Raw genomic sequence first — 8866 nt, 5'->3', positions numbered from 1 at the left:
GCCGGGGCCCTTTCCGTCGGTTGCCCGACGCCGATCCTTGGTGGGGCCTATCCGTCGTTGCCGCCGAAGAAGCCGCCACCGTTGTCGTTGCCGCCGTTGTTGTTACCGCCGATGCTGACCGTCGTGAGCGTGACCGTCGTGTTGTCCGGGCTGTCGACCTGGCTGTTGCCGGCCGGGTCCTGGCTGGCCACGAGGGCGTTGTCGTTCTGATCGCTGCCGTTGGCGAACTGGACGTTGAAGCCCGCCTGCTGCAGGGTCTGCTTCGCCTGCTTCACCGTCTGGCCGACGACGCTCGGCACGTTCGACTGTTGCTGCTGCTTGGCCTTGCCGATCTGGATCGTCACCTTGGAGCCTGGGTCCGCCGGACTGTTGGCCGGCGGGGTCGTCTGAATGACCTTGCCGACCAGGTTCTGGTCGTCGGTCTCCACATCGGCGCACTCGCCGACGAGGTCGTTGGCCGTCATCTGCGCCTTGGCCTCGTCGCAGGTCTTGCCGGAGACGTCCGGGACGGTGGACTGCTTCTTCGCCTTGGCGACGGTCAGGGTGATCGTCGACCCCTTCTGCACCTCGTCACCGAGCCCCGGGTCCTGCTCCAGGACCTTGTTCTCCGCCTCTGCGGATTCCTCGTACTTCGTCTTGACGTTGAAGTCGTACTTGTCGGCCCCGAGGATCTCTCTGGCCTTGTCCAGCTGCTTGCCTGTGACGTTCGGAACGACCACCTTCGGCGCACCGGTCGACACCACGACGTTGATCGTGTCGCCCTTGTTGACCTGCGTGCCGGCCTTCGGGTCCTGGCTGCAGACGTTGCCCGTCTTCTCGCTCTCACAGGGCTTCTTGGTGACGGCGAGCGTCAGGTTGACGTTCTCGGCCATCTGGTCGGCGTCCGTCTTCGTCTGCCCGACGAAGTTCGGTGCGGCGAACGGCTTGTCGCTCACTCCGTCGCCCCCGAACGCCCACTTGCCGATCAGGATCGCGCCGATCAGCACCAGGACGCCCGCGACGACCAGGAGGATCGTCGAGGTGTTGTTCTTCTTCTGGCGGCGGCGGTCGGGGCGGTCGTCGTAGCCGTAGCCACCGTCGTCCGGGTTCATCGGCGGCAGCATCGACGTGGGCTGGGCGTCCGAGGAGCGCATGGCCGTGGTCTGCTGGTCGTCGCCGTAGCCGCCGTAGCCGACCGAGCCCATGGCGGAGGTGGCCGCGACGGGCTGGCCGTCGAGGCAGGCCTCGATGTCGGCGCGCATCTCGTCGGCGGACTGGTACCGGTAGTCAGGGTCCTTGACGAGGGCCTTCAGCACGATCGCGTCCATCTCGGGCGTGATCTCGGGGTCGAAGACCGACGGAGGCTGGGGCTCCTCGCGGACATGCTGGTACGCGACGGCCACCGGGGAGTCGCCTACGAAGGGCGGGCGCACCGTCAGCAGCTCGTAGAGCAGGCAGCCGGTGGAGTAGAGGTCCGAGCGGGCGTCGACCTGCTCGCCCTTCGCCTGCTCCGGCGAGAGGTACTGGGCCGTGCCGATGACCGCGGCCGTCTGCGTCATCGTCATACCGGAGTCGCCCATGGCGCGGGCGATGCCGAAGTCCATGACCTTGACCTGGCCGTTGCGCGTCAGCATGACGTTGGCGGGCTTGATGTCGCGGTGGACGATGCCGGCACGGTGGGAGTACTCGAGGGCCTGGAGGATGCCGATGGTCATCTCCATGGACCGCTCGGGCAGCAGCCTGCGGCCCGAGTGCAGCAACTCGCGCAGGGTGGATCCGTCGACGTACTCCATCACGATGTACGGGATGGAGGTGTTGTCGATGTAGTCCTCACCCGTGTCGTAGACGGCGACGATCGCGGGATGGTTGAGCGAGGCGGCGGACTGGGCCTCCCGGCGGAACCGGGCCTGGAACGACGGGTCGCGTGCGAGGTCTGCCCGCAGCGTCTTCACCGCCACAGTACGGCCGAGCCGGATGTCATGCGCGAGGTAGACCTCTGCCATGCCACCACGGCCGAGCACGTGGCTCAGCTCGTACCGGCCGCCGAGGCGACGCGGCTCTTCCATAGCTACCTACCAGCCCTCTCCGTCGGTCCCGACCGCACCTTTGTGTGGTCCGGCGGTGTGCTGTCCGGGCATACCGTACCCGGATCGGCTTCTGTGACCTGGCCAAGACCGTCACCCGTGACAGGACCGGTATCGCAACGTGCACCGATGTGAAGGGGACGTGAGCGGGGTCACTTCTTACTGTCGATGACTGCCTTCATCACGTCCCTTGCGATGGGGGCGGCGAGACCGCCACCGGAGATGTCGCCGCGGTTGGCGCTGCCGTCCTCGACGACCACGGCGACGGCGACCGGCGAGCTGCCGTCCGAGAGCTTCGCGTAGGAGATGAACCAGGCGTACGGCTTCTCGCTGTTGTCGACGCCGTGCTGGGCGGTACCCGTCTTGCCACCGACGGTGACGCCCTGCTCGTTGATCTGTGCCCGCTTGCCGGTGCCGTCCTTGACGACCGTCTCCATCATCGACTGGAGAACCTGCGCGTTCTCCTTGGAGAGCGGCTGGCTCAGCTTCTCGGGGTCGGTGTGCTCGATGACGTCCAGGTTGTGCGTGCTCAGCTCGCTGACCATGTACGGCTTCATCAGGGTGCCGTCATTGGCGACCGCGGAGGCCACCATGGCCATCTGGAGCGGGGTGGCGGCGGTGTTGTACTGGCCGATCGAGGACAGCGCGGTCTGCGACGTGTTCATGCCGTCGGAGAAGACCGAGGAGCTGGAGCGGATCGGCGTGAACTGCTCGGAGCCGAAGCCGAACTTCTTGGCCTGTTCCAGCATCTTGCCGTTGCCGAGGTCCGCGCCGACCTTGCCGAAGACCGTGTTGCAGGAGACCTTGAGCGCGACGCGCAGGGTGGCGTTCTTGCAGGGGAGGTTTCCCTCGTTGGGCAGCTTGGTCGTGGTGCCGGGCATGATCCACGGGTCCGGCGATTCCGTCTTGGTGTCCGCGTCGGGGACGAGCCCGTTCTCCAGGGCGGCGGCCGCCGTGACGACCTTGAAGGTGGAGCCCGGCGGGTAGGTCTCGCGCAGCGCCCGGTTCAGCATCGGGTCGTCGGGGTTGTTCTTCTTCTGGAGCTTGTTCCAGGCCTTGGAGTCCGTGGACGTGGAGTTGCCGGCGAACGACGACGGGTCGTACGACGGCGTCGAGGCCAGCGCCAGGATCGCGCCCGTCTTGGGGTCGATGGCCGCGACGGCACCCTTCTTGGCACCGAGGCCCTCGAAGGCGGCCTTCTGGGCGGCGCCGTTGAGGGTGGTGAGGACGTTGCCGCCCTTCTTCTTCTTGCCCGTGATCATGTCGAGCGTGTTCCGGAAGAAGAGCCGGTCGTCGTTGCCGGTGAGGATGCCGTCCTCGATCTTCTCGATCTGGTTGGCGCCGAAGGCCTGCGAGGCGTAGCCGGTGACGGGCGCCCACATCGCGCCGTCCTTGTACGTGCGCTTGTACTCGTAGTCGCCGGTGGTGGACGTCTTGGACCCGGTGATCGGGTTGCCGTCCACGATGATGTTGCCGCGCGGGGTGGCGTACCGCTCGATGTTCACACGGCGGTTGGCCGTGTCGGTCCGCAGCTCGTCCGCCTGGACGTACTGGAGCCAGTTGTCACGGATGAGCAGGGCGAGGACGAGCAGCCCGCAGAAGATCGCGATCCGGCGCAGGGGCTTGTTCACGGGCGGACCACCTGGGTCATCTCGGCGTCGGGGTTCGGGGCGGGCGCTGGGGCCGGGCGGCGTGCGGTGTCACTGATGCGGATCAGGATGGCGATCAGGGCCCAGTTGGCGATGACGGAGGAACCGCCGGACGCCAGGAACGGCATGGTCATACCGGTCAGCGGGATCAGGCCCATGACGCCGCCGGCGACCACGAAGACCTGGAGCGCGAAGGCGCCGGAGAGGCCGACGGCGAGCAGCTTGCCGAAGGGATCGCGGGCCGCGAGGGCCGTGCGGATGCCGCGCTCGACGATCAGGCCGTAGAGCACCAGGATCGCCATGACTCCGGCGAGGCCCAGTTCCTCGCCGAACGTGGCGAGGATGAAGTCGGAGTTGGCGGCGAAGCGGATGAGCTCGGAGTGGCCCTGGCCGAGGCCGGTACCGAGGGTGCCGCCGGATCCGAACGCCCACAGTGCCTGCATGGCCTGCTCGGAGTGGATGACACCGTCCTGGACCCCGGCCTGGCTGAGCGTGTACTCGCGCATCGGGTCGAGCCAGGCCTGCACACGGGTCTGGACGTGCGGTTCGAAGCTGGCCACACCGACGGCGCCGGCCGCGGACATCATCAGACCGAAGACGATCCAGCTGGTCCGCTCGGTGGCGACGTACAGCATGATGACGAACATTCCGAAGAACAGCAGCGACGTACCGAGGTCGGTCTCGAACACCAGGATGAGGATCGAGATCGCCCAGACGACGATGATCGGGCCGAGGTCGCGGCCGCGCGGCAGGTACAGGCCCATGAAGCGGCGGCTGGCGAGGGCCAGCGCGTCCCGCTTCACCATCAGGTAGCCGGCGAAGAAGACCGCCAGCACGATCTTCGCGAACTCACCGGGCTGGATGGAGAATCCGGCGACCGAGATCCAGATCTTGGCGCCGTAGGTGAGGTCGGCGCCGAGACCCGGGACCAGCGGGAGCAGCAGCAGGACCAGGGCGCCGACCATGGAGATGTAGGTGTAGCGCTGCAGGACGCGGTGGTCCTTGAGGAAGACCAGCACGACGACGAACAGGCCGATGGCCAGCGCGGTGTACAGCAGCTGGCGCGGTGCCGCGTTGCCCGCCTGGTTGATCGACTGGAGCAGCTTGGACTGGTCCAGCCGCCAGATGACCACCAGGCCGAGCCCGTTGAGGAGCGTGGCCAGCGGCAGCAGCAGGGGGTCCGCGTACGGGGCGAACTTCCGTACGGCGAGGTGGGCGACGCCGGCCAGCAGGCCGAGGCCCAGGCCGTAACTCAGGAGGCCGGCGGGTACCGCGTCGTCGATGGCGAGGCCCACGTTGGCGTAGGCGAACACCGGGATGACTACGGCGAACACCAGCAGGGCCAGCTCGGTATTACGTCGGCTCGGTGCGCCGATCGATCCGATCGTGGACGTGTGGTGCGTCGGCGTGTTCGTACTGCTGCTCATCGTGTGACAGGGCCCCTCACGGCTTCTTACTGCTTACCGCACAGCGAGACCAGCTTCTGCTCCTCGTCGGAGAGGCTGGGGCCGGGTGTGGGAGTAGGTGCGGTCGTGGACTTGGAGGACGAAGGTGCCGAGTTCGACGGGGTCGGGCTCGGGGTGGACGTGGCCTTGGACGTCAGGGAGGTCTTTGTGGTTCCCGTGGTCCCACCGGCCTCGCCCTCACCGGTCTTCGCGTTGTTCTCGCTCTCGGCGGCGCGGCGCGCGGCGTCCTTCTTGCACGCGGAGGCCTGCACGGCGAGCTCGTCGATCTTCGACTTGGCGTCGGAGAGGCCGCCTTCGGCGATCGTCTCCTTGACCTGGTTCTGCTGATACGGCGGCAGGTACTTGAGTTCGATCTCGGGGTGATCCTTCTCCACCTTCGAGAGCGAGACCCAGCCGAGGTCCTGGCTGATGCCGCGGTACAGCGCGATGTGTTCGCCCTTGGCGCCGACGTAGTACTGCGTCTGCGTCCAGCGGTAGCCGCCGTACAGGCCGCCGCCGATGACGGCGAGCGTCAGGACGATGTAGAAGGATCTCTTCAGCCACTTGCGCCCGGTGCGCGGCTTGACGAAGTCCTCGTCGGAGTAGTCGCCGAAGCCGCCGGTGGACACATAGCCGGTGGTGTCGCCGCTGCCGGGCGGGCCGAACTCGCCGCCGCCACCCTGTCCGGGCACGGGCCGGCCGAGACCGGAGGCGCGGCCGGCAGGGGTCTGCATGGCGCCGTTGTCGTGGAGCTGGAGCTGGTTCTCGGCGACCGCGCCGACCACGACAGGCGTGTCGGAGAGCTGTGCGGCGAGGGTGTCCCCGGAGTCGATGTCGAGGACGTCGGCCACGATGACGGTGATGTTGTCCGGGCCGCCGCCGCGCAGCGCGAGCTGGATGAGCTCCTGCACGGTCTCCTGCGGGCCCTGGTAGCTGGCGAGGGTGTCTTCCATCGTCTGATGGGAGACGACGCCGCTGAGGCCGTCGGAGCAGATCAAGTAGCGGTCGCCGGCGCGGACTTCGCGGATCGAGAGGTCGGGCTCGACATGGTCGCCGCTGCCCAGCGCGCGCATCAGCAGGGAGCGCTGCGGGTGGGTGGTGGCTTCCTCCTCGGTGATGCGCCCCTCGTCGACGAGACGCTGCACCCAGGTGTGGTCCTGCGTGATCTGCGTCAGGACGCCGTCCCGCAGCAGATAGGCGCGGGAGTCGCCGACGTGGACGAGGCCGAGGCGCTGGCCGGTCCACAGCAGGGCGGTGAGCGTGGTGCCCATGCCCTCCAGCTGCGGGTCCTCCTCGACCATCAGCCGGAGCTGGTCGTTGGCACGCTGCACGGCGGTGCCGAGCGAGGTGAGGATGTCGGAGCCGGGTACGTCGTCGTCGAGCGCGACGATGGTGGAGATCACCTCGGAGCTGGCGACCTCACCCGCGGCCTGCCCGCCCATCCCGTCGGCGATCGCGAGGAGGCGAGGACCGGCGTAGCCCGAGTCCTCGTTGCCCTCGCGGATCATGCCTTTGTGCGATCCGGCGGCAAAGCGCAGTGACAGACTCATGCGCACCTCGCCCGTCGGCTCCGGGTACATCCGCACGGTGCCCACCCTCCGGTCGGGAGCGCGCCGGGGTCCGTCGTGTGGACCGCCGCTGCGTGCTCGCTCCGCTCGCTCATTGTCGTACTACTTCCGCAGCTCGATGACGGTCTTGCCGATGCGGATCGGCGCGCCCAGCGGAATGGGCGTGGGAGTCGTCAGTCGGTTCCGGTCGAGATACGTGCCATTGGTGGAGCCGAGATCCTCGACGATCCACTGGCCGTCCCGGTCCGGGTAGATCCTGGCATGCCTGCTGGACGCGTAGTCGTCGTCCAGCACGATGGTGCTGTCGTGCGCGCGGCCCAGGGTGATGGTCTGGCCCTGGAGCGCGACGGTCGTTCCCGTGAGGGTGCCCTCCGAGACGACCAGCTTGGACGGTGCTCCGCGGCGCTGCCGGCCGCCGCCACCGGCTGGTGGCTGCTGCTGGCGCTGCTGCGGAGGCGCGGCAGGCCGCGCGGCCTGCTGAGGCCTCGCGGCCTCCCTGCGGGAGCCGCGCTGTGTGACGCGCGTTCCGAACAGGTCGCTGCGGATGACCTGCACGGCCACGATCACGAACAGCCACAGTACGGCCAGGAAACCCAGCCGCATGACCGTGAGGGTCAGCTCTGACATTGCCCCCGCTTCACCCTTCGGCTTGCCGGTAAATGATGGTGGTGCTGCCCACGACGATCCGCGAGCCGTCGCGGAGCGTAGCGCGGGTGGTGTGCTGCCCGTCCACCACGATGCCGTTGGTGGACCCTAGATCCTGGATCGTCGAGGGCGTTCCGGTCCGGATCTCACAGTGCCGGCGCGATACGCCGGGGTCGTCGATCCGCACGTCGGCTTCGGTGCTGCGGCCCAGCACCAGCGTCGGGCGGGAGATCTGGTGGCGTGCGCCATTGATCTCGACCCAGTGCCGCATACGGCCGCCCGCCGCCGGGCCGGCCGGGGGTCGGGCACCCATGGGTGCCGCGCCCGGACGGCCGCCGGGCGGCGGCGCGGACGGCATGGGGGGAGCGGCCGCCGGCGGGTAGCCGTAACCGCCCTGGGCTCCGCGGGGAGCCGAGGGGGAAGGGCCCGCGGGGGCGCGCTCGGGGGACTGCTGGTTGGTGGAGGAGGCGAGCGTACGGCTGCGCACCCGGTACAGACCGGTGTCGAGGTCGTCGGCCTTCTCCAGATGGACCTTGATGGGGCCCATGAAGGCGTAGCGCTGCTGCTTGGCGTAGTCGCGGACCATGCCCGCGAGCTCGTCGCCGAGCTGGCCGGAGTAGGGGCTGAGGCGCTCGAAGTCCGGCGTGCTCAGCTCGACGATGAAGTCGTTCGGGACGACGGTCCGGTCGCGGTTCCAGATCGTGGCGTTGTTGTCGCACTCGCGCTGCAGCGCTCCGGCGATCTCCACGGGCTGGACCTCGGACTTGAACACCTTGGCGAAGGTGCCGTTGACCAGACCTTCGAGACGCTGCTCGAACTTCTTCAGGACTCCCATGGGGCACCTCCTCCTGCGTAGCCGTCCTGGTACAGCTTGCTGTCGTCCACCTGATCCTGCTGGCCTTGCTGGTACTGCTTACTGATCGTATCCACGCGTCGGGAAATCGGCTGGTTCCCCCTGTCGGCCCGGTCGACGGTTGTCGACTGCCTTCCGAAGTCCCTCCGCACGTTCCCTGAGAGGTCCCTCTTCGAACTCTTCCCGGCACTACTCCTGCCATGGATCGTAGAGGCGCCCCGCGACCAGTGTCCCGCACCTGACTGTGCGGCCCGTCCGGCTCCTGGGGAGATGCGCAGGACCGGTACGAGGTTGATACGTGAACCGGTTCTGTCTGAGACGTGTGATGCGCGCGGGGTGCCGTGAGGGAGAAGGCCGTCCCGGCGGCCGGTGTCGAGCGGGCCGTCGGCCCGGGCGGGGCAAGGGCGCGGGCCTGGGGATGCCGGGTGCGCGGGCGGGGAATGCCGGGTGCCGGGGGCGGAGGAAAGGGATGTGATTCCACCCCTGAGTGCGTGCTAATCTTCTGGATGTCGGCAGGCGCTCGCACCACTCGGTGGGAGACGGACGACACACCCAATGCGCGGGTGGCGGAATAGGCAGACGCGCTGGATTCAGGTTCCAGTGCCCGAAAGGGCGTGGGGGTTCAACTCCCCCCTCGCGCACC

Annotated in this window: 6 protein-coding genes and 1 tRNA gene; 1 reads left to right on the top strand and 6 read right to left on the bottom strand. The window is 68.1% G+C overall.

The window, feature by feature from the left end; translation table 11 throughout:
• Positions 1 to 47: 47 nt before the first annotated feature.
• The 6 genes from pknB to ACFWBT_RS39135 all read right to left on the bottom strand — a co-directional run bounded on the left by pknB (position 48) and on the right by ACFWBT_RS39135 (position 8205).
• Positions 48 to 2045, bottom strand: coding sequence for a Stk1 family PASTA domain-containing Ser/Thr kinase (gene pknB, locus ACFWBT_RS39160; RefSeq protein WP_385708494.1), 1998 nt, complete (start codon positions 2043 to 2045; stop codon positions 48 to 50).
• A 170-nt stretch (positions 2046 to 2215) separates the two neighbouring features.
• Positions 2216 to 3694, bottom strand: a complete 1479-nt coding sequence (locus tag ACFWBT_RS39155) for a peptidoglycan D,D-transpeptidase FtsI family protein (protein ID WP_385708491.1) — start codon at positions 3692 to 3694, stop codon at positions 2216 to 2218.
• On the bottom strand, positions 3691 to 5139 hold the full coding sequence (locus ACFWBT_RS39150; protein ID WP_266760641.1) for an FtsW/RodA/SpoVE family cell cycle protein: 1449 nt from the start codon (positions 5137 to 5139) through the stop codon (positions 3691 to 3693). Before ACFWBT_RS39150 ends, ACFWBT_RS39155 begins: the two co-directional genes overlap by 4 nt.
• 26 nt (positions 5140 to 5165) lie before the next feature.
• Positions 5166 to 6707 (bottom strand): Stp1/IreP family PP2C-type Ser/Thr phosphatase, encoded by a 1542-nt coding sequence (locus tag ACFWBT_RS39145; RefSeq protein WP_385708487.1) that lies wholly within the window; start codon positions 6705 to 6707, stop codon positions 5166 to 5168.
• Positions 6708 to 6827: 120 nt separating this feature from the next.
• Entirely contained in the window at positions 6828 to 7352 is a 525-nt protein-coding gene (locus tag ACFWBT_RS39140; RefSeq protein WP_385708484.1) for an FHA domain-containing protein, read from the bottom strand.
• 10 nt (positions 7353 to 7362) lie between these two features.
• Complete coding sequence (locus ACFWBT_RS39135) at positions 7363 to 8205, bottom strand: FhaA domain-containing protein (RefSeq protein ID WP_385708481.1); 843 nt, start codon at positions 8203 to 8205, stop codon at positions 7363 to 7365.
• A gap of 575 nt (positions 8206 to 8780) precedes the next feature.
• On the opposite strand from ACFWBT_RS39135, the gene ACFWBT_RS39130 reads away from it, so the two are divergent.
• Positions 8781 to 8864, top strand: a tRNA-Leu gene (locus ACFWBT_RS39130).
• Positions 8865 to 8866: the final 2 nt, after the last annotated feature.

The organism is Streptomyces sp. NPDC060027, from assembly GCF_042737005.1.
In the GTDB taxonomy this organism is placed as follows: domain Bacteria; phylum Actinomycetota; class Actinomycetes; order Streptomycetales; family Streptomycetaceae; genus Streptomyces.
Note: the sequence above shows the minus strand (reverse complement) of the source record. Positions and strands in the feature narration are given on the sequence as shown.

Bases quoted from the DNA above. Each gene is read 5' to 3' on its own strand.
- pknB (WP_385708494.1), bottom strand. From the start codon at position 2,045: ATGGAAGAGCCGCGTCGCCTCGGCGGCCGGTACGAGCTGAGCCACGTG.
- ACFWBT_RS39150 (WP_266760641.1), bottom strand. From the start codon at position 5,139: ATGAGCAGCAGTACGAACACGCCGACGCACCACACGTCCACGATCGGA.
- ACFWBT_RS39145 (WP_385708487.1), bottom strand. From the start codon at position 6,707: ATGAGTCTGTCACTGCGCTTTGCCGCCGGATCGCACAAAGGCATGATC.
- ACFWBT_RS39140 (WP_385708484.1), bottom strand. From the start codon at position 7,352: ATGTCAGAGCTGACCCTCACGGTCATGCGGCTGGGTTTCCTGGCCGTA.
- ACFWBT_RS39135 (WP_385708481.1), bottom strand. From the start codon at position 8,205: ATGGGAGTCCTGAAGAAGTTCGAGCAGCGTCTCGAAGGTCTGGTCAAC.